This is a genomic window from Magnetococcales bacterium (assembly GCA_015231755.1).
In the GTDB taxonomy this organism is placed as follows: Bacteria; Pseudomonadota; Magnetococcia; order Magnetococcales; family Magnetaquicoccaceae; genus Magnetaquiglobus.
Genome location: JADGAZ010000012.1, coordinates 48,601 through 67,661 on the forward strand (window position 1 = coordinate 48,601; position 19,061 = coordinate 67,661).

Annotated in this window: 14 protein-coding genes; 11 read left to right on the forward strand and 3 right to left on the reverse strand. The window is 62.4% G+C overall.

Annotation, left to right across the window (positions count from 1 at the left end):
• Positions 1–8: 8 nt before the first annotated feature.
• Positions 9–1,010: a type I glyceraldehyde-3-phosphate dehydrogenase gene (gene gap, locus HQL98_09475; GenBank protein ID MBF0272278.1), complete on the reverse strand. Its 1,002-nt coding sequence runs from the start codon at positions 1,008–1,010 to the stop codon at positions 9–11.
• Between the two features lie 272 nt (positions 1,011–1,282).
• Between gap and alaC the strand changes: the two genes are divergently transcribed.
• The 4 genes from alaC to recJ are packed head-to-tail and all read left to right on the forward strand — an operon-like array spanning position 1,283 to position 6,728.
• The gene (gene alaC, locus HQL98_09480) at positions 1,283–2,473 is read left to right on the forward strand and encodes an alanine transaminase (GenBank protein ID MBF0272279.1); all 1,191 of its coding nucleotides are present in this window, start codon (positions 1,283–1,285) and stop codon (positions 2,471–2,473) included.
• 20 nt (positions 2,474–2,493) lie between these two features.
• Positions 2,494–3,804, forward strand: coding sequence for a homoserine dehydrogenase (locus HQL98_09485; protein MBF0272280.1), 1,311 nt, complete (start codon positions 2,494–2,496; stop codon positions 3,802–3,804).
• A 9-nt stretch (positions 3,805–3,813) separates the two neighbouring features.
• A complete protein-coding gene (locus HQL98_09490) occupies positions 3,814–4,944 on the forward strand; it encodes a hypothetical protein (GenBank protein MBF0272281.1) in 1,131 nt (376 codons plus the stop codon).
• On the forward strand, positions 4,941–6,728 hold the full coding sequence (gene recJ / locus HQL98_09495; protein ID MBF0272282.1) for a single-stranded-DNA-specific exonuclease RecJ: 1,788 nt from the start codon (positions 4,941–4,943) through the stop codon (positions 6,726–6,728). Before HQL98_09490 ends, recJ begins: the two co-directional genes overlap by 4 nt.
• 77 nt (positions 6,729–6,805) lie before the next feature.
• Here recJ and HQL98_09500 read toward each other — a convergent pair whose 3' ends face one another.
• Positions 6,806–8,425, reverse strand: a complete 1,620-nt coding sequence (locus HQL98_09500; protein ID MBF0272283.1) for a tetratricopeptide repeat protein — start codon at positions 8,423–8,425, stop codon at positions 6,806–6,808.
• Between the two features lie 94 nt (positions 8,426–8,519).
• Positions 8,520–9,287: a ParA family protein gene (locus HQL98_09505; protein MBF0272284.1), complete on the reverse strand. Its 768-nt coding sequence runs from the start codon at positions 9,285–9,287 to the stop codon at positions 8,520–8,522.
• Between the two features lie 180 nt (positions 9,288–9,467).
• Here HQL98_09505 and HQL98_09510 point away from each other — a divergent pair, with 180 nt between their 5' ends.
• The 7 genes from HQL98_09510 (at position 9,468) to HQL98_09540 (ending at position 18,994) form a co-directional block, all read left to right on the forward strand.
• The gene (locus tag HQL98_09510; GenBank protein MBF0272285.1) at positions 9,468–9,773 is read left to right on the forward strand and encodes an RnfH family protein; all 306 of its coding nucleotides are present in this window, start codon (positions 9,468–9,470) and stop codon (positions 9,771–9,773) included.
• A gap of 5 nt (positions 9,774–9,778) precedes the next feature.
• Entirely contained in the window at positions 9,779–10,549 is a 771-nt protein-coding gene (gene truA, locus HQL98_09515; protein ID MBF0272286.1) for a tRNA pseudouridine(38-40) synthase TruA, read from the forward strand.
• A 175-nt stretch (positions 10,550–10,724) separates the two neighbouring features.
• Positions 10,725–11,405: a hypothetical protein gene (locus HQL98_09520; protein MBF0272287.1), complete on the forward strand. Its 681-nt coding sequence runs from the start codon at positions 10,725–10,727 to the stop codon at positions 11,403–11,405.
• Positions 11,406–11,685: 280 nt separating this feature from the next.
• Positions 11,686–12,723, forward strand: coding sequence for a rod shape-determining protein (locus HQL98_09525; GenBank protein ID MBF0272288.1), 1,038 nt, complete (start codon positions 11,686–11,688; stop codon positions 12,721–12,723).
• 82 nt (positions 12,724–12,805) lie between these two features.
• Positions 12,806–16,597 carry a hypothetical protein gene (locus HQL98_09530; protein MBF0272289.1) on the forward strand — a complete coding sequence of 1,264 codons (3,792 nt, stop codon included), beginning with the start codon at positions 12,806–12,808 and terminating at the stop codon, positions 16,595–16,597.
• A 24-nt stretch (positions 16,598–16,621) separates the two neighbouring features.
• Positions 16,622–18,193 (forward strand): hypothetical protein, encoded by a 1,572-nt coding sequence (locus tag HQL98_09535; GenBank protein MBF0272290.1) that lies wholly within the window; start codon positions 16,622–16,624, stop codon positions 18,191–18,193.
• A 3-nt stretch (positions 18,194–18,196) separates the two neighbouring features.
• On the forward strand, positions 18,197–18,994 hold the full coding sequence (locus tag HQL98_09540) for an OmpA family protein (GenBank protein MBF0272291.1): 798 nt from the start codon (positions 18,197–18,199) through the stop codon (positions 18,992–18,994).
• Positions 18,995–19,061: the final 67 nt, after the last annotated feature.

The following is a 19,061-nucleotide window of genomic DNA, read 5'->3' on the forward strand; positions in this document are numbered from 1 at the left end:
GGCGGGTCTCACAGCTCCATGGTTCGCATGTGGCGGATCAGATCCAGCACCCGGTGGGCGTAGCTCCATTCGTTGTTGTACCAGCTCAACACCTTGACCGTGCTTTCGATGACCCGGGTGGAGAGGCCATCCACGATCGAGGAACGGGGATCCTCCCGGTAGTCGCTGGAGACCAAAGGATCCGTGGAAAAACCCATGTAACGGCTTTGGGAGGCGCGCAACGCCTCGTTGACCGCGTCGGTGTTGGAGGGGCGTTCCACTTCCATCACCATGTCCACCAAAGAGACATTGGCCACGGGAACCCGTACCGACAGACCGTCGAAACGTCCGGAAAGCTCCGGAATCACCAGTCCGATGGCCGCGGCGGCCCCGGTGGTGGTGGGAATCAGGGAGGTGGCCGCGGAACGGGCGCGGCGCAGATCGTTGTGGGGGGCGTCCAGCAGTCGTTGATCGGCGGTATAGGAATGGATGGTGGTGAGCAGACCCCGCCGCACGCCGAAATGGTCCAGAATCACCCGTACCACCGGAGCCAGACAGTTGGTGGTACACGAGGCGTTGGAGACCACCCGATCCTGATCCGGATCGTATTCGTCTTCGTTGATGCCCATCACCAGCGTCTTGACTTCCCCCTTGGCGGGGGCGGAGATCACCACCCGGCGCGCTCCCCCTTTCAGATGGGCGGAGGCGGCGGCCAGATTGGCGAACCGTCCGGTGGACTCGATCACGTAGTCCGCCCCGTGACGATGCCAGGGAATGGCGCCGGGTTCGGGTTCGGCCATCAGGGTGGTCTGGCGTCCGTCCACGGTCAGGGTGGTGCCGGATACGTTCACCTGTCCTTTCCAAGGGCCCATGAAGGAGTCGTACTGGAACAGATGGGTCAGAATCTCCGGTGTGGACAGATCGTTGACTGCCACGATCCGCAGATCGTCGAACAGAGGATCGCTCATGGCGGCCCGGAAAATGGCCCGGCCAATGCGACCGAACCCATTGATGCCAATGCGAATGGTCATGTATTCGTCCCCTGTGGGGTCTGGATGCTGTGCCCTTGGGAAAAACGCCATCGCCTTTAACTTGGCAAACGCGCGGTTTCACATGTTGCCAGAGGTGGTATCCGGTGTTCAAGGCGTCATGATCGGGAGACAACACAGAAGAGGAGAGCGGGACTTGGGTGGCATGGGAGACGATTTTCACTTTTGCCGCGCCGGACGATGGGGTATGCTCGAAGCCGTGGAATTATCGATTCCTAAGATGCCCCTCAACCCCCCTTCGTCGATATCCGGCCATGGAAGAATTTCAACGAATCAAAAGACTTCCCCCTTACGTCTTCGCGGCGGTCAATGATCTCAAGTACGCCGCCCGGCAAAGGGGCGAGGATATCATCGACTTCGGCATGGGCAATCCCGATCAGCCCACCCCCAAGCACATTGTGGATCGTTTGTGCGAGGCGGCCCAGGAGGGCCGCAACCATCGCTATTCGGTCTCCAAGGGGATCCATGGGTTGAGAAAGGCGATTTGCTCCTATTATCAACGCCGTTTCCAGGTGGAACTGGATCCCAACACCGAAGCCATCGTCACCATCGGATCCAAAGAAGGCATCTCCCATCTCGCCCTGGCCATGACCAATCCAGGGGATACGGTGCTGGTGCCCAATCCCACCTATCCGATTCACGTCTACGCCTTTGTGCTGGCGGGAGCCGATGTGCGTCATGTGCCGTTGCTGCCCAATTCCGACTTTTTCGCGGAATTGACCCAGGCGATGCGCACCTCGTGGCCCAAACCCAAGACGCTGGTGATCAACTTTCCGTCCAATCCGACCGCCCAGGTGGTGGATCTGGACTTTTACTACAAGGTCAACGAGTTCGCCCGGGAACACGATCTGTTCGTCATCTCCGACATCGCCTATGCGGACATCTGCTACGACGGCTATCAGGCCCCGAGCATGTTGCAGGTTCCGGGGGCCAAGGATCGCTGCATCGAGTTTCACTCCCTGTCCAAAACCTACAACATGCCCGGCTGGCGGGTGGGATTCGGCGTGGGGTGTCCCCAATTGGTCTATGCCCTGGCACGCATCAAGTCCTATCTGGACTATGGCATGTTCCAACCCATCCAGATCGCCGCTGCCGTGGCCCTGAACGGACCTCAGGAGTGCATCCAGGAACACTGCGAAACCTACCGGATCCGTCGCGATCTGCTGGTGGACGGCCTGAGCCGTTCCGGATGGCGGGTGGACAAGCCCAAGGCCTCGATGTTCGTGTGGGCGGAAATTCCCCAGGAGTTCAAACATCTGGGATCTCTGGAGTTCTCCAAGCTGCTGCTCAAGGAGGCCAAGGTGGCGGTTAGTCCCGGAGTTGGTTTTGGTCAGTACGGGGATGATTATGTGCGTCTCGCCCTGATCGAGAACGAACATCGGACCCGGCAGGCGGTGCGGGGCATCCGCCGGTTCATGAATCTCGGTGGCGATATCGCCTCTTGATGGTCCTGGGAGGATCGACTTTGGAAGCACTGCGCATTGGAATGTTGGGATTCGGCACCGTGGGACGGGGGGTGGCGGATCTGCTGTTGAACCATCAGGAATTGCTTTCCCAACGGGCCGGCATGCCGTTGCGTCTGGTTCGCATCGCCACCCGCACTCCGGAACGGGATCGGGGATTGTCTTTGGGTGGGGTGGAACTCACCGGAGATGTCAACCGGGTGGTGAATGCCCAGGATCTGGATGTGGTGGTGGAGTTGATCGGCGGGTTCATACCGGCCCGGGATCTGGTTCACCGCTCCCTGGAGAGTGGCAAACACGTGATCACCGCCAATAAGGCCCTGATCGCCGAATACGGTTCGGAACTCTTCGCCTTGGCCCAATCCAAAGGGGTGCAACTGGGTTTCGAGGCCTCGGTCGCCGGGGCGGTTCCGGTGATCAAGGCGCTGCGGGAGAGTCTGGCGGGCAACCGGGTGGATCTGGTGTATGGCATTCTCAACGGCACCTGCAACTACATCCTGACCGAAATGCGGGAAAAAGGCTTGCCTTTCGCCCAGGTGCTGGCCGATGCCCAGGACAAGGGCTTTGCCGAGGCGGATCCGTCGTTTGACGTGGATGGCATCGACGCGGCCCACAAGCTGGCGATTCTGGCGGCCATCGCCTTTGGCACCCACCTGGACTTCGCCCGCATCGTCAAGGAGGGGATCCGCCATGTCTCCGACACCGACATCGCCTGGGCCAAGGAGATGGGCTATCGCATCAAGCTGTTGGCCATGGCCCGCCTGAAAGAAGGATTGCTGGAACTGGCGGTGCGTCCGGTCATGGTGCCGGAAAGCTCCATGGTGGCGGCGGTGGAAGGGGTCTCCAACGCGGTGTTCATGCATGGGGACTACGCGGGCACCACCATGTATCACGGACGGGGCGCGGGGGAACGTCCCACCGCCAGCGCCGTGGTGGCGGATCTGATGGATCTGGCCCGCGAGCTGCGTTCCGGGGCCATGGGACGGGTACCGGCTTTGTCGGTGCCGGTTCACCATCTGCGCACGCTGCCGATTCAGACCGCGGCCCAGCGTCATGGCACCTTTTATCTGCGGCTGGCCGTCACCGATCGGCCCGGCGTTCTGGCGGAGATCACCGCGATTCTCGCCCGGCACGCCATCTCTTTGGATGCCATTCACCAGAAAGGCCGCTCCCCGGTGGAGGCGGTGCCCCTGGTGATGGTCACCCACGAAACCACGGAAGAGCGCATCGCCATGGCCCTGGTGGAAATCGAGCAGTTGGACTCGGTGCGGGAATCCCCCCGGGCGATTCGCATCGAATCCGGTCTGGCCTGACTTCCGTTTGTGGCCCTCTCCTCGTTACTGATCCTGATCGAAGGGTTGACCGTGCCGGGAGATCCACCCCTCGGGGTGGGATCTCCCACCCTGGCCCGGTTGTCCGCGGTCGGCTCCACCGGAACGGTTGTCGCCCCTCAGGGGGTGCGGGGGCTGTCGTGGGATCTGCTGGCCCCGGATCAACCGGGGGGTGGGGGATTGCCTTTGGGTTATCTCGCCGCCCTTGGGGCGGGCCTCGATCCGGATCCGGATCGTCTGTGGGCCTTGCTGGATTTTATCCATTTGCGTCAGATTCGGGACCGGTTGATTTTTTCCGCCTCCGGTCGCGCCATGCCGTCGCCTCCGGAGCGGGCCGCGCTGCTCCAGGCCATGGAGGGTGTCCTGGCCGAGGCCGGATGGCGGGTCCATCCCGTCTGTGAAACGGCGGATGGTCCCGTTCTGCTCTCCACATCCCATCCCATGGCTGTCCACACCGTCTCTTTGGACGGGCTGGATGGCGCCTCGTTTCTGGATCATCAGCCCAGTGGACCCGATGGACTCACCCTGCTGGCCCTGCTCACCCACGGGCAGATGATACTCGCCCGCCATCCCCTCAACCAGCGGCGCGGTCGGGATCGGGAACCGGCCCTCAACACCCCCTGGATCTGGGGAATCGGCACCGGTCGGGCGTGGCCATCGCCAGCGCATCCTGCGGTCCCCCATGGACTGTGCGTGAGTTCCCGCCCCGAATGGGCCGGTGTGGCCCGTGGTGCCGGTTTTTCGGTCCAGATTGCCTCCCCGGTGCCGGATGAGGCTTTTTTCCTGGATTTCTTGACGCGGGTGGAGCAGTCCGAAGCCATGCCCGGAGTGCTGTATCTGCACACCCCGATCCATTGGCTTCGGGCTGGCGGAGTGGAGCGGCGGTTGGATTGGCTGAAGAGTCTGGATACCCATCTGCTGGTTCCTCTGGCCGCCTTGTTGGCCTCCAGGGGAGCGCGTCTGCTGGTGGTGGGAGATGGGGTCGCCGAGGCTCCGCAAGTGGTCTGGGTGCAGGCCCAGGGGCGGAAACTGGTGGCCCGACCCTGGTTTTGGTCACGTCGTGTTTTGGGGCAAGGGAAGAGCATTGACTGTCATGGATTGCGGAGCAAGTGGTTGACATGAACGATCACCAGGGGGAGCAGGGTTGTTCGTTCAGCGGCAAGATGTGGCGTTTGCGGGCATTGACCACGGACCATCACCGTCAATTGGCGCGGGAGTCGGGTCTGCATGGATTGTTCGCCGCCATTCTGGCGGACCGGGGGTTGGAGAGTGTCTTGGAGGTGGAGCGGTATCTGCGCCCCTTGTTGAGCCATCTGGTGGATCCGATGGGCCTGCGGGATATGGACAAGGCGGTGGCGCGGTTGGTCCGCATGGTGGAACAGGGGGAGCCTTGCGCCATTTTTGGTGACTATGACGTGGATGGGGTCACCTCTTGCGCCCTGCTGTACCGCTATTTCGCCGCGTTGGGACAGGCGCCCCGCATCTACATTCCGGATCGCATGAGCGAGGGTTACGGTCCCAACGAGCCGGCCTTGCGCACCTTGCACGCCGAAGGGATCCAGGTGGTGATCACCGTCGATTGCGGCATCACCGCCTTCGAGCCCATGCAGGCGGCGGCCAAAATCGGGTTGGATGTGATCGTGACCGATCACCATCAGGCCCGGGAAATCCTGCCCGACGCGGTGGCGGTGATCAATCCCAATCGGCTGGATGATCCGTTTCCCCACAAGGAGTTGGCCGGGGTGGGGGTGGCTTTTTATCTGGTTCTGGCCCTGAACCGGGCCTTGCGGGAACGGGGCTGGTTTCAGTCGCCCCGAGTGGAACCGGATCTCAAGAGCGTGCTGGATCTGGTGGCGGTGGGCACCATCGCCGATGTGGCCAGTCTCACGGGGCTGAATCGTCCTTTGACCGCCGTGGGTTTGCGGGTCGCTTCGGCAGATACCCGGCAGGGGTTGGTGGCCTTGATGGCGGTGGCCCGGCTGCGCGGCAGCCTGAGCGCCGGCCAAGTGGGGTTTCAGATCGGTCCCCGCATCAACGCCGGGGGGCGTCTGGGTCAGGGGGCGCTGGGGGCGGAGTTGCTGATCACCGACGACGCGACCCGCGCCGAGGAGATTGCCCAGACCCTGGAGCAGTACAATCACGAGCGTCAGCAGTTGGAAAAAAAGATTCTCCAGGAATCCATCGCCCAGGTGGAGTCCCAGGGCTTGGCGGAACGGCGACTCGGGTTGGTGGTGGCGGGTCAGGGGTGGCATCAAGGGGTGGTGGGCATTGTGGCCTCCCGGCTGGTGGAACGATATCACCGGCCTGTGGTGGTGATGGCCATGGACGCGGACGGGGGCGGCAAGGGATCGGGCCGTTCCATTCCCGGCGTGGATCTGCTGGCGGCGGTGACCCGGTGCGAGCCGTTGTTGCGGGGATTTGGCGGTCATCGGGCCGCGGCGGGGTTGACCTTGATCCCCGGCGAGCTGGATGCCTTGATCGAATGCTTTGACCGGGCCGTGCGGGAGGGGAATCCGCCCGAGCTGTTTCAGCCGGTGTTGCGGGTGGATGGAGAGTGTCCCCTGGGGGATGTGGATCTGGAGTTGGTGGGGCGTCTGGAGCGGTTGCAGCCCTTTGGCCGGGGCAATCCCGAGCCGGTGTGGGTGGCCCGCAATGTCCGGGTGCTGGATCCCCGGGTGTTGAACGAGCGGCATGTCCGTTGCCAGTTGGCGGATACCCGGGATGCGGTGGTGGATGCCATTGCGTTCGGGGTGCTGCCTGGACCCTTGGGGCAGGGCATGCTGCACGCGACGGCGCGGGTGGATGTGGCCGGAACCCTGTCCATCAACCGCTACAACCATCGGGAACGGGTGCAGTTCATCATCAAGGATGTGCGCCCCGCCAGTCTGGAGCCTTTGGGGGTGTGAAGACGGTATGAGATCCTGTGCCCTCCTCGGTTTTCCCGGCGCCCTGTTTCGGGGCTGGCCGGGAAACGAGGGCAGGTTCAGGCTGCGGCGGTTTGGTTCCAGACTGGAAAGCGTTCCAGAATTTCCGGAGAGTGGCCTCCGCTGATCACGTCGGCCAGGGCGGTCAGCAGCGCGGATTCCGGGTGGCGATCCTGGATGGCCCGTTGACAGTTGCAGCGCAGATCCCATCCCGGAGAGCGGGTACCGGTCCGGATCAGGCTTTTGACGCGGCCCAGGGCGGCATCGAAGCGTTTGGGGTCGTGGGCCAGCACATAAAACCACAGCTCAAGAGCCAAGACCGGATTGGTGGCGCCCTGCAAGGTGATCGCTCTGTCCAGCAGCGGCAGACCTTCGGTGCTGCGCCCTTGACATAACAAAAGTTGTACAAAGTTGGCCAGACGGCTGGCGTTGTTGGGTTCCATTTGCAAGGAACGGCGGTACAGATCCTCGGCGGCGGCGTGGTTGTGGCGCAGATCGTTCATGAACAGGGCCAGATTGCCCAGATTGTTGGGATCCGTGGGATCGGCCTTCAGGGCGCGGTGATAATAGTCTTCGGCCTTGTCCGGGTCGCGGCGGACGTTCTTCAAGAACAAGGCGTAGTTCCCCAGGTGGGCGGAGTGGTTGGGATCCACCTCCAGGGCTTGGAGAAAGCGTTTTTCGGCGGCGTCGTGATCCTGGCGGACGTTTTTCAGGAACAACGCGTAGTTGCCCAGACAGTTGGCGTCCCGATCATCCAGGGTCACGGCCCGTTGGTAGAGGTCTTCCGCCAGATCGTCGTCCCGGCGGGTGTCGTGGAGATACAGCGCGAAATTGCTCAACAAGATGGCGTCGTGATCCCCGTTTCCGGTGGCGATGGCGCGACGGTACAGGGTTTCCGCCTGGTCATCGTCGCCACGCACCTCGTGCAGGAACAAGGCGTAGTTGCCCAGATGGGTGGCACATTCCGGTTCCAGTTCCAGGGCGCGGCGGTAATGGGTTTCGGCGGCGTCGTGGTCCTTGCGGACTTCGTGCAGGAAGATTGCGAAATTGTCGAGATTGACCCCATGATCGGGATGGATCCGCAAGGCGTGTTGGTAGAGGGTTTCGGCCTGATCCGGATCGTGACGGACTTCGTGCAGGAACAAGGCGAAAGTGCCCAGCAGATCCGGATTTTCCGGTTCCAAGTCGAGGGCCTGACGAAACAGTCGTTCCGCCAGATCGTAATTCCGGATCACCTTTTCGGCCACGAACCGTTTGGCCAGCAGTTCGTTGATGGGGGAGGATTCCGGTTGATCCAGGCCCGGCACCCAGCGGATTTGGTCCGAGGCGAGAATGGGACCGAGCTTGTCGAGCAGTACGGTCATGCCTTGGGCCAGACGGGCGCTGTCGTCGCTGTTGGGATGGGTTCGGTCCGATTCGTGGGCGCAGGGACGGAACTCCAGAGTCGAGATTTCTTCGCTTTGGGGTTGCCAGGTTTCCAGGGCCTGAGGATCGGAGGGAACACCGGGTCCGGCGATGTGGACCTCGAAGCCGTGGGTGCGCAAAAAGACCCATTGGTTCCATTGTTCCGTTTTGTTGCGTGTGGCGTCCCGTCGGGTCAGAAAGGAGGTCAGCCCCTTGAGCAGACCTTTGGGGGGGGCGGAGTGGGGCGCATGGGCCGGTTGGAATTGGGTATTCATGGCTTCAAGACCCTTTGGAAGTGCCACGCGATCAACACGAACGCTGCGGTGTTTGATGAAACCGGATTGGCCTTATTTTTCGATTTATTTTCAGTTATTTGGCGGACGTTTGAGGCCGACGCACATCCCGTTGTTTGATTTCGTTCCACAGATTGCGATAGGCGGCGGCTTCCTGGCTTTCCCGGGCATAGGAGAAGATCGGAGAACGTTTCACCCCCATGGCCTCGATGATGTTGGATTCGGGAATGATGGATTGCAGGAAGATCGGATGTTTGCCGAAGACGTTGCGGGTCACCACCCGGTGGATCGGTTTGTGGTCGTTGATCATGTTGAAGAAGGGCATGACCTGGAGCCGGTTGGCGCGGCGCTTGACCAGGAACTGGACCAGACTGTTGTAGGCCCGCAGCGAAAGCGGCGTGGGGATGAGGGGGACCAGCAGCACATCCGACATGTGAAAGACATTCTCCGCCACCACACCGATACCCGGGGGGCAGTCCACGAAGACGTGATCGAAATGTTTTTGCAGAGGTTTCAGGATTCGTTGCAGGGCCACCAGGGGTTTGGACTGCTGATCGATCTGGGATTCCATGTGACGGTAGGTGATGTCGGCGGGCAGCAGGTCCAGATTGGGGAATCCGGTCATGCGCAACGCGGACTGGGGATCCGGATGTCCACCGAGAAGCTCTTTGGAACCGCCCTTGATGACCGGTTTGACGCACAGATAATAGCTGGTGCTGCCCTGGGGATCGAGATCCCAGATCAGGGTTCTGGCCCCTTCCGAAGCGGAAAGATAGGCGAGATTGACGGCTGTGGTGGTTTTTCCGACGCCGCCTTTGATGTTATACAAAGAAAAAATTTTCATGGGCGATTCAGCGCTCCTTGCGGGGTGGTGAGGATCGGATCGAAAGCCAGTGATCCCAGCGGGAGAATATATCGGCTTTGTCGGTTGAAAGAAAGTCGATAATGCGGGTATTCTAACGGGGGTGAGTCCGGAAGTGGCCGGTCTTTTAAGGGGTGAAGGTCCATTGGGAGGAGAGAGACCATGAAAGTGTCCGTTACATACGCCGAACCGAAACGGCAGGTGGTGCTGAATGTGGATGCGTCCGAGGGGATCACGGCGGAAGGTGCGATCCGGCAATCGGGCATTCTGGGGCGTTATCCCCGCATTGATCTGGGGGTGAACAAGATTGGCATCTACAGCAAACTGGTGCCATTGGATCATGTGCTGTCCAACGGAGACCGGGTGGAGATCTATCGTCCGGCAGAGGGCAAACCGCCCAAGAAGGACCGGGCGGCCCGCAGCGCCGCCGGTGCCGCCGCCGCGGAGGAGGGAGCCGGAGAGTCGTGAGCCGTCTGCCCGGCGCGACCCGCTACCGGTTGACCCTGGAGTATGACGGGAGCCGTTTTTCCGGCTGGCAGCGTCAGGCGCCGGGAGTGGTTACGGTGCAAGGGGTGGTGGAGCAGGCTCTGGAACAGATTTGTGGCCATCCGGTATTGCTGGTGGGGGCGGGTCGCACCGATACCGGGGTACACGCCCGGGGACAGGTGGCCCACTTCGATACCCTTCGTCCCCGGGAGGCATGGGTCTTTCCCCGGGCACTCAATGTGTTGACCCCTCCGGATGTCGCGGTGCTGGAGGCGGAGAAGGTGCCGGAGGGGTTCAATGCCCGTCGGGCGGCGTGGCGGGAGTATTGTTATCGGATCCTGCGCCGGTCGGTGCCATCGGCGCTGGACCGGGGTCGGGTGTGGCATCATCCGGGCCGCCTGGATCTGGAGGCGATGACGGAGGCGGCGGGATTCCTGGTGGGCCGCCAGGACTTTTCCGCCTTTCGCGCCGCCAACTGTCAATCCCTGACCCCGGTGCGGGAGGTGACTCTGGCCGAATGCCGCTCGGTGGGAGACGAAATCCATTTTGTCATCCGCGCCAATGCCTTTTTGTACCACATGGTGCGCAACATCGTGGGCAGTCTGGTACTGACCGGGCGGGGAAAATGGACCCCGCAACAGTTCGCCCAGGTGCTGGCGGGTCGGGATCGCACCCAGGCCGGCCCCATGGCTCCGGCCCAGGGGCTTTATTTGATGCGGGTCCATTATGGGGATGGGGAACCGATGGGCACTCTTTAAAGAGTCGCGATTCAAGAATCGGCCAATCCTGACAAACAGGCCGGTCCCGAACAAGAGGGATGCGGATAGATGCGGGCCTTATGCCGTTTTTGTTGTGCGGAAAGGGAATATGTGTTATTGGCTCGTAAAAGGTGGGATGAAATCCCCAAATCGATGCACGCGGGAGTGATGGCGAATGGACGAGTGGATCACGGTCAGAAACGACGCTCATGAGGCCCTGGTGCAGGCCGAGGAGCGTTCGCGGGATTTGAAGGAGCGGTTCAAGGAGATCAAGAGAAAGATCATTCATCTCTCCATTATCCTGTCCCAGGCCGAGCACGCCAAGGATCGGGCACTGGCCGCCTATGCCACCCATTCCGGCTCCGAGCGGTTGCAGGAGGAGTTGAGCGAAGCGCGGGAGCGGGTGGCCCGTACCCGGCAGGAGATGGAAGACCTGGAAACCCTCATGGAAGCCTCCAAGAGTGAGTTCCGTTTGTTGACCCGGGAGCTGCCGGCGTTGCGCAAGGCTTTTGCCGATGCGGAGCAGTTGTTCTGGTTCGGTCTGTTCGAGACCATGCGGGATCGGATTCGCCACGCCATCGGCGCCGAAGTGGAACAGGCCTATGCCGCTTATGCCGCCTCGTTCACCCGCGACCTGACCCCCGAGGCCTTCCTGAAACGTCTGTTCGGCGATTTCGGGAATGCGGAACGTCTGCCGGAGATCCGTCGGGAGCTGGCCAGGAGCTATCCTTTGACCCGATCCCCGAACGAAGCCTCCGAAACCTACTCCCTGGCCCCTCCGGAAGGGGCGGGTCCGGAGGGAAAACATTCTCCCGGCGACGAGGCCCGTCAATGGGCCCAGATGGTGCGCGGATAAAGGATGTGGAAGGTCGGGGTCGCGCCTTCGGAAACGCTTTGCCGGAGGTGCCGACCATCCCGTCCATCCTGGCCGGATCGGACCCGGTCCAACGATGAGTCGTGCGCACCGTGTGCGATGCGTCGGTTCTCGACCCTCTCTCCCGACGCCGGGTGTGCCAACCATTCCGCGCTCCTTTCGCTGGAGAGCCCGCGCGCTTTATTGATTCCACATAACACCAGGAAACCGCCCGCATTTTTTCTAAGGCGACAGGTGGGCGCTTGTCATTCCGGAGGAAGTCATGACGACCAAGAAGACCGAACGAGTCTTGCTGTTGGGTATCGATTTGGGCACGGCGCGCACCGCCGTGATGAGCAACCGTCAGTTCAGAGGGTTGGTCCACTCCGTGGTGGGATATCCCAAGGATATCATCGGGGTGAAAATTCTCAATCGCACCCAGGTGATCGGTTCCGAGGCCATCGAGAAACGGGCCTTGCTGGATCTGTATCATCCCTTGCAAGACGGCGTGTTGAAAGAGGCCAGTGAACGGGATCTGGAAGCGGCCCGGGAGCTGCTCAAACAGGTGATCGCCTTGACCGAACCCGCTCCCGGCGACCGGGTTTGCGGCATCATCGGCGTGCCGACCCGGGCCGCGCTCTCCAATAAGGGGCAGTTGCTCGGCATCCTCGATGGCTTGATGGACATCTCCATGGTGGTGTCCGCACCGTTCATGGTGGCGTATGGCCAGAATCGCCTCAACAACGCCATCATCATCGACGTGGGAGCCGGCACCATCGATCTGTGCGCCATGCGGGGCACGATTCCCGGTCCCGAGAGTCAGGTGAGCGTGTTCAAGGGGGGCGACTACATCGATGGCTTGCTGGAATCGGCCATGCGGGATGCCCATTCCGGGTTGCATGTGGATCGTTATCTGGCCCAGGCCATCAAGGAGCGTTACGGCTTTGTGGGGGAGGCGGAGCAGCGGGTGATCGTGCCGTTGCGCATTCACGGCAAGCCGGCGGAAGTGGATGTGACCGATGCCCTCCGCATCACCTGCGAAACCATCGTGGGTGATATCGTCGAAAGCGTCAAGCGCATGCTGTTGCTGTTCGATCCGGAGAGTCAATCGGCGGCCTTGGCCAATCTGGTTCTGGCCGGGGGCGGATCGCGCATCCGGGGATTGGGTTCGATGATCGAAGCGCAGCTTCGGGACTATGGAAACGTGAAGGTCACGATGGCCGATGACGCGGATTTCGCCGGTGCCGAGGGGGCCTTGAAGCTGGCCACCGAACTGCCTCCGGAGTATTGGGATCAGATCGGCGCGGTGGTTGGGGGGTAGGCTGTTTTTTTGGGTTTGGGTTGGGGCCCGTGGTCTTCATGGGTGGCTTGACTTAAAGATCGAAATGGAGTGGGGGAGTGCGATGCGCGACGGATCGACTGGCTTTTTTTCGACCCTGGTTTCGTGGTTTTGGACCGTGCTGTTTGTCGGAGGCGCGGTACTGAGCGGGGTTCGGGTCGCGCAGGAGCTGGATGTGGTGGCCTTGTCCAAATGGGCCTCGTTGCCGTCATTCCTGAGCGTGCCTTTGCAACGTCAGGGGGACAACGCCATCATTGCCACTCTGGCCGGGGTGGTGGCGTGTTTTTTGATGTTGTTTTTGTTGGGTTATGTGCTTCAGTCGCTGCTGGACGCCCTGCGTCTGGGTCTGGTGGCCCGCGCCATCAAAAAACGTTCCCGTCGTTTGGACGATCCCCGCACCACCTCCCCGGAACAGTGGCGTTGGTTTTATTACAGTCGTTTCACCCGGTTGTGGCGTGAGTTCGCTTTATCCTTGCAAGCCGAGTCGCTGCCGGATCTGTCTACCGGAGCCACCCATACCCGTCTGATCGCCTCCCTGCCCCCCGAAGTGGTGTTCAGCCATCAAGCCTTGGTGGATGTGCCCATGCGGGTGGAGTTTTTTCGTCATCTGCCCGGGATTTTGACCGGTGCCGGCATCGTCAGCACCTTTGCCGGAATCTTGATGGGGTTGACCGGGTTTGATCCGTCGGTGGGGGCGGATCAGGTGACGCGGGAACTTCAGGGGCTGTTCATGGGGGTTTCCACCGCCTTTTCCGCCTCCTTTTTCGCCATTGTCACCGCCATGCTGGTCACGGTGGTGGAAAAACTTCTGTTGCATTGGCGTTATGCCCAGGTTCTGGCCTTTCAGGGCTTGATGAACCGGCGCTTTGGCATGGGATCGTCCTCGGGAGAGTCCCGGTTGCGGGATGCTTCGGCCCGGACCCTGTGGGAAGAGCCGGTGCAACGGATCGTGGAATCCGTGGCGCGGCTGGAGCCGTTGTTGTTGCGGGATCGGGATGATCGGGAAGAGGCGACGCTGGGGGTTTCGTTGGGTTTGAGCGGGGTGATGGCCACGGTGGAACGGGCCTTCGAGACTTGGTCGGCGCGGGAGAGCAAACAGCAGGAGGCGATGCGTACCCTGTCCAGGGATCTGGTGTCGGTCGGACGGGGCGTGGAAAATTTGTTGACCCGCCAGTTGGCCGGGATGGAGGAGGAGGCCGAACGGGTCGCCGAACGGGCCAAAGCCACCCAGGAGCGGTTGGAGGCCCGTCTGGCCAATCTGGAAGGATTGCTGGAACGGCTGGCGGGGCGGGAAGAGAGCCACACGGCCCGGTTGGAATCGGCTTTGGAGCGGTTGGGGGCGGGCATGGCCCAGGTGCTGGAGCAGCGTCTGTCCAGTCTTCAGGGGGAGGGTACGGGTGCGCAGGAGGTGTTGACCCAGGGGATGCGGCGTCTGGCGGACTCCGGGGAGGGGCTGGCGCTGGGGCTGGAACGGCTGGGGGGCTGGCTGGAAGAGGAGGCGCGCCGGAGTCGGGAGGAGCGTCAGGGGGTCGGGGCGCGACTGGAGGCGCTGGGCGAGCGTCTGGGGGGGCATCTGGAGGCGCAATCGTCGTGGATGCAGGCGCGGGCTACGGAGTTGGGGGTCGCTCTGGAGGGGGTGTCGCAGGGTCTGGAGACCGTGGGCAATCGTCTGGAGGGGCAACTGGAGCAGCAGGTGGCGTTGATGCAGGCGGAGCAGGTCTCCCGGCGCACGGGATTCGGGGCGGTGGTGGGGGGGCTGGAGAAGCTGAATGGTCAATTGGGCCAGCAACGGGAGTGGATGCAGGAAGAGTCGGTCTTTCGGCGTCAGGAGATGGGTGTTCTGGCCAGTGGTTTGGAAAATCTGGATCGCCGCCTGGAAAACGAAGGCGTGTTGTGGGCCGAAGAGAGAGAGGGGCGTCGCGACGGGATGGAGCGGGTGGTCGGCGGTTTGCGGAGCCTGGAAGAGGGGCTTCATCGGCAATGGGCATGGTTGCAGGAGGAGTCCACAGGGCGTCAGTCTGGCCTGGGTGCGTTGACCAACAGCGTCGAGGGGGTCCGGGCGCAACTGGCGCAACAGCTTCCGCTGTGGCAAGAAGAGGCCGCCGAGCGGCAGGCCGGTTTGCTTGCCGTGACCGGTGGGATCGGAGAAGTGCGGGATCAATTGGCGCAACAGCTTCCGTTGTTGCGGGAAGAGACCGCGGGGCGGCAGGCCGGTTTGCTTGCCGTGACCGGCGGTATCGAGGGGGTCCGGGAGCAACTGGCGCGGCAACTTCCGCTGTTGCAGGAGCTGACCGCCGCCCATCGGGAGTCCATGGGTGGATTGACCGGGGGCGTGGAGGCTTTGGGCAGCCGGTTGGATCGGCAATTGTCCGTGATGGAAGCGGAAGCGGGCATCCGTCGCGAGGGGATCGCCGGGGTGAGCCGTCATCTGTCCGAGCTGCGCGGCGCTCTGGAGCATCGCTTGGAGGAACAATCGGCGAGTCTGGAGTCCCTCGCGGTCCGTCACGGGGAGTGGATCAGACGTGGGGAAGAGGGGTTGGTGGTGTTGCGGGAGTTGGCGGGCCGGATCGACGCGGGGGATGCGGAGAGCCGTCTGTTTCGGGAGCAGGCCATGGAGTCCGCGGGTCGGTTGCGTCAGGGGATGACGGAGTTGACCACCCGCATGCCTTCGGGGGCGGAGGTGTCCGGGTGGATCCGGGAGGCGGCTTTGGAGTGGTCGTCGGCCCTGGAAGGGCGTCAGGCCCGTCTGGTCGAGGGGATGCGGGCGGCCCACGGGGAGCTTTTGGCCCGTGTGGATGCGGGTGTGGCGGCCATCGAGGGGGTGAGGGCCGATGAAGCCGTTGTATTGCGTCTGCTGGAGGGGGTGACCCGTCGTTTGGATGCGATGCAGGGGGGATGGCAGGAGAGCATGGTGGAGCTGGCCGGGCGGGTTGCCCAGGTGAGCGGCGCCATGGATGCCACTTTGAAGGATTTGCTGTTGCGGGTGGAACGGGTGGCCAGCTCCGGCGAGGAGGGGATGGCTTTGCTGTTTGGGGAGATGGGCCGAGAGATGGAACGGATGCGGCGTCAGATCCGGGAGTCTGCCGGACAGGTGGCGCTTCAGACCCGCGAGTGGTTGTTGTCGAGCGGCGCGGGGGGGGAGGAGAAGCTGCAAACCTTGATGCGGGGGGTCTCCGAGGAGTTCAAGAGCGCTTTGACCACGTTGGCCGACGAGCGGTCGCAACTGGACGGGGACCGGGAGTCCGCGTTGATGGAGCGGCTGTTGAGCCAGACCGCCGAGCAGGCCGAAGGGGTCAAGATGGCGGTTCTGGGAGAACTGGACGAGACCGCCAGGCAGATCGCGACCCATTTGCGGGTGTCGGGGGAGGAGTTGATCCGCTCCCGGGAGGATACGGCCCGGGATGTGGTGACGGTGATCGCCGAGCGTATGGATACCGCCTTTGGCGGGGTGGCCCAGGAGCTGGCCGAGATGCGCAAGCGGCTGGTGGCCGAGCAGAAGGCCATGGAAAATTCGCTGCAAGCCTGGGTGAACGAGGCTTCCCGTTCCACCATGGAGGAAAACCGGGTTTTGGCCCAGCGGCTCATGGAGGTGCAGAGTCATTTCGACGAACGCCATCAGGGGGTGATCGGGGTGATCGATCAGTTGGGCCAGGGGCTGGAACGGGATCTGGAACAGTTGCGCGATGGTCTGTATCACAAAAACGAGGAGTCCTCCCGTCACGTGGAAGCGCATCTGACCGAACTGGGGCAGTTGCTGGAAGGGGTGGTGACCAGTCTGGGTCGGGAGCAGAGTGTGTTCATCGAGATGTTGGGGGAACGGCTGGATTCGTTGCGGCGGCGTTTGCGGGTCAAGTAGCGCAATCGGACAAAAGGGGACGATATGACCTTCGAGATGGTGCGGATGCGGGTGGGGGACGAAACCGGGGCCGGAAGAACGGCTTTGGCCGCTCATCCGGTGGTGCGCCCGGCTTTGACCGGCAAACCGCGTCTCGTGGAGCGCAGCGAAACCGGTTTCGATACCCCGGAACGGAAATTGTGGCGCGCCGGGATGACGTTGACCGCCCATCGACAAGGCCTGAAGTGGCTGGCCACCCTGGCCCGGGTGCCAGAGAGCGGCGAAGTCTCCCGGGAGTGGGAGTGCGGCAGCGCGGAGAGACCCGATTGGTCGGAACTCAAGCGGCATCTGCCCGATGCTCTGCTGGCTGAGGGGATCAAGTCCAAGTCTTTGGAACCGCTGTTCCGGATCGCACAGCGGGAGGAGCGGTGGCGTTTGGAGTATCCGGACGGCTCCCGGATCACCATTCGGGAGTTGCGGGGTCAATGGATCGGCCCCACGGGTGAAGAGCCGTTTCACGAGGTGGTGTTGGAGGCTTCCGGTGGGGTGCCGTTGCGGTTTTTGCAAACCGCGCTGGCGGTGGGGCGTCATTTCTCGGCCACCCTGGAGCCTTTGGATCCGGTGGCCCGGGGGCTGAGTCGGTTGGATCCGGATCGGTTCGTGCCGGTGATCCGGGAAGAGGTGGCGTGTCTGCCGGGGGATCGGGTCTGTGACGGCTTGGTCAAGGCCGGGGAGTTTTGGGTGCGGGACATGCAGGCCCAATTGGCCCCGTTGGCGTATGGTTCCGACGGGATCGCCTTGGGCGCGGTTTTCCGGCTGCTGCAGGCGACGGCTGGACTGCGCCGTTTGATCACTTGGTTTGGCGATGTGCTGCCCGAGTCGTTGCGCCGCGACATGGAAGGCGAGTTGGCTTGGCTGTCCGGAGCGTTGTCCCCGGTGTGCGCGGGAGCGGAGCTGTCCAGGGAGATCCTTCCCCGCATGCGGAGGCGGTTTCTGGATGATCCGCAGTTGGAAGGGGCGCTTTCTTTGGCGCTGGGGGATTGGCAATTGGCCTTGAAACAGGCACGACGGGCGGTGGATTCGGTCCGTTTCACCCGGTTGTTCATGGGGTTTGCCATCTGGTTGAGTGGCGAGGAAGGGGTCAAGGCCGCGGTGATGGAGAGTGACGTGGCCACCCGCGAGCGGCTCGGCGCCCCGGTGGAAGGGATGGCGCGGGAGGTGCCGCGCCGTTTGCATCGCGGGTTGATCGATGCGGGCAGGAAAGAGCCGGGCTTTGTGGCCGCTCCGGAGGAGGTCGCCGGGGTGTTGACCCTGGCCGAAGGGCTGGAGCAGGCGTTGGGATTGTTCGGCGGATTGCTGGCCGAGCGCAAAGGAACTGTGACCGGCATGGTGAGCTATCGGCAGGCGGTCATGGAACTGGTGCGGGCCGGTCGGGTGGTGGTGGCGTTGCACGAGGCACAACATCTGTGGCAACGGCGTTTTCCCGTCGGGTCCGCGGATCCGGTGGTTCATCTGTTCCGGGGTTGGCAGGGCGCGGGAGTGGATGGCGCGCTGACGGGTTATCGGCAGGCATGGGAGGCCTTTGTGGCGGTTCCCGCTCCATGGGTCCGGGATTGAATCATGGTGAGATTGATACGACTGCGTTCCCAGAGTGGGGATGAAGGGCCGGGAAATCCCTTCTGGATCAGTTACGCGGATCTGATGACCGCCTTGGTGATGCTGTTTCTGGTGGTGATGAGCATCTCCATGGTGGCGATTTCCTCCCGTCCCATGGTGGAAAAAAAACAACGCGCCGGAGACATCCGCATGATCCTCACCCAACTGGATCTGATGGCCGAAGAGGCCGGATTGGATCTGCGGGTGAATCAGGAGGATCACTCGATCCATTTTGGCGACAAGGCCCGTTTCGCCTTCAACAGTTATCAGTTGACCCCCGAGGCGGTGGAGATTCTGCGGGCTTTTGTGCCGGTGTTACTGGAGGCCCGCGCCGGAGAGGAGGGGGATCGATGGATGGAACGGGTCCACATCGAAGGTTACACCGATGCGGCGGGGAGTTATCTCTACAATGTGGATCTGAGCCTGAAGCGGGCCCAATCGGTGTTGTGCGCCTTGCTTTCCGTGGATCTGCCGCCGGAGAAACGGCGTCGTTTGCAGGAGTTGCTGATCATCGACGGGGCTTCGGTGACGGCCATCAAATCCAGTCCCGAAGAGAGCCGACGGGTGGAAGTGCGCCTGGAGTTCCGGCGCGTCGGCGACGAGGCCAAAACCAAATCCCCCCCGGATCTGCCCATGGGCCACTGCGCGGTTCCCATGGAAGAGGGGAAAAAGGGAGTGCCCGCGGTTGTCGTCAAACCCGCCGTCACCCCCGGCAATCCTCCATCCTGGCTGGAACCGTTCCGGGAGCAGTTGTTGGAGTGATGGTCTTTGTTTGGTGGGGGTTATACGCGGTCGTCCATCCGAAAACCCGTGCTTTTGCGCAACCGGA

Bases quoted from the DNA above. Each gene is read 5' to 3' on its own strand.
- HQL98_09520 (MBF0272287.1), top strand. From the start codon at position 10,725: ATGGACGAGTGGATCACGGTCAGAAACGACGCTCATGAGGCCCTGGTG.
- recJ (MBF0272282.1), top strand. From the start codon at position 4,941: ATGAACGATCACCAGGGGGAGCAGGGTTGTTCGTTCAGCGGCAAGATG.
- HQL98_09525 (MBF0272288.1), top strand. From the start codon at position 11,686: ATGACGACCAAGAAGACCGAACGAGTCTTGCTGTTGGGTATCGATTTG.
- HQL98_09540 (MBF0272291.1), top strand. From the start codon at position 18,197: ATGGTGAGATTGATACGACTGCGTTCCCAGAGTGGGGATGAAGGGCCG.
- gap (MBF0272278.1), bottom strand. From the start codon at position 1,010: ATGACCATTCGCATTGGCATCAATGGGTTCGGTCGCATTGGCCGGGCC.
- HQL98_09510 (MBF0272285.1), top strand. From the start codon at position 9,468: ATGAAAGTGTCCGTTACATACGCCGAACCGAAACGGCAGGTGGTGCTG.
- alaC (MBF0272279.1), top strand. From the start codon at position 1,283: ATGGAAGAATTTCAACGAATCAAAAGACTTCCCCCTTACGTCTTCGCG.
- HQL98_09500 (MBF0272283.1), bottom strand. From the start codon at position 8,425: ATGAATACCCAATTCCAACCGGCCCATGCGCCCCACTCCGCCCCCCCC.
- HQL98_09530 (MBF0272289.1), top strand. From the start codon at position 12,806: ATGCGCGACGGATCGACTGGCTTTTTTTCGACCCTGGTTTCGTGGTTT.
- HQL98_09505 (MBF0272284.1), bottom strand. From the start codon at position 9,287: ATGAAAATTTTTTCTTTGTATAACATCAAAGGCGGCGTCGGAAAAACC.
- HQL98_09535 (MBF0272290.1), top strand. From the start codon at position 16,622: ATGACCTTCGAGATGGTGCGGATGCGGGTGGGGGACGAAACCGGGGCC.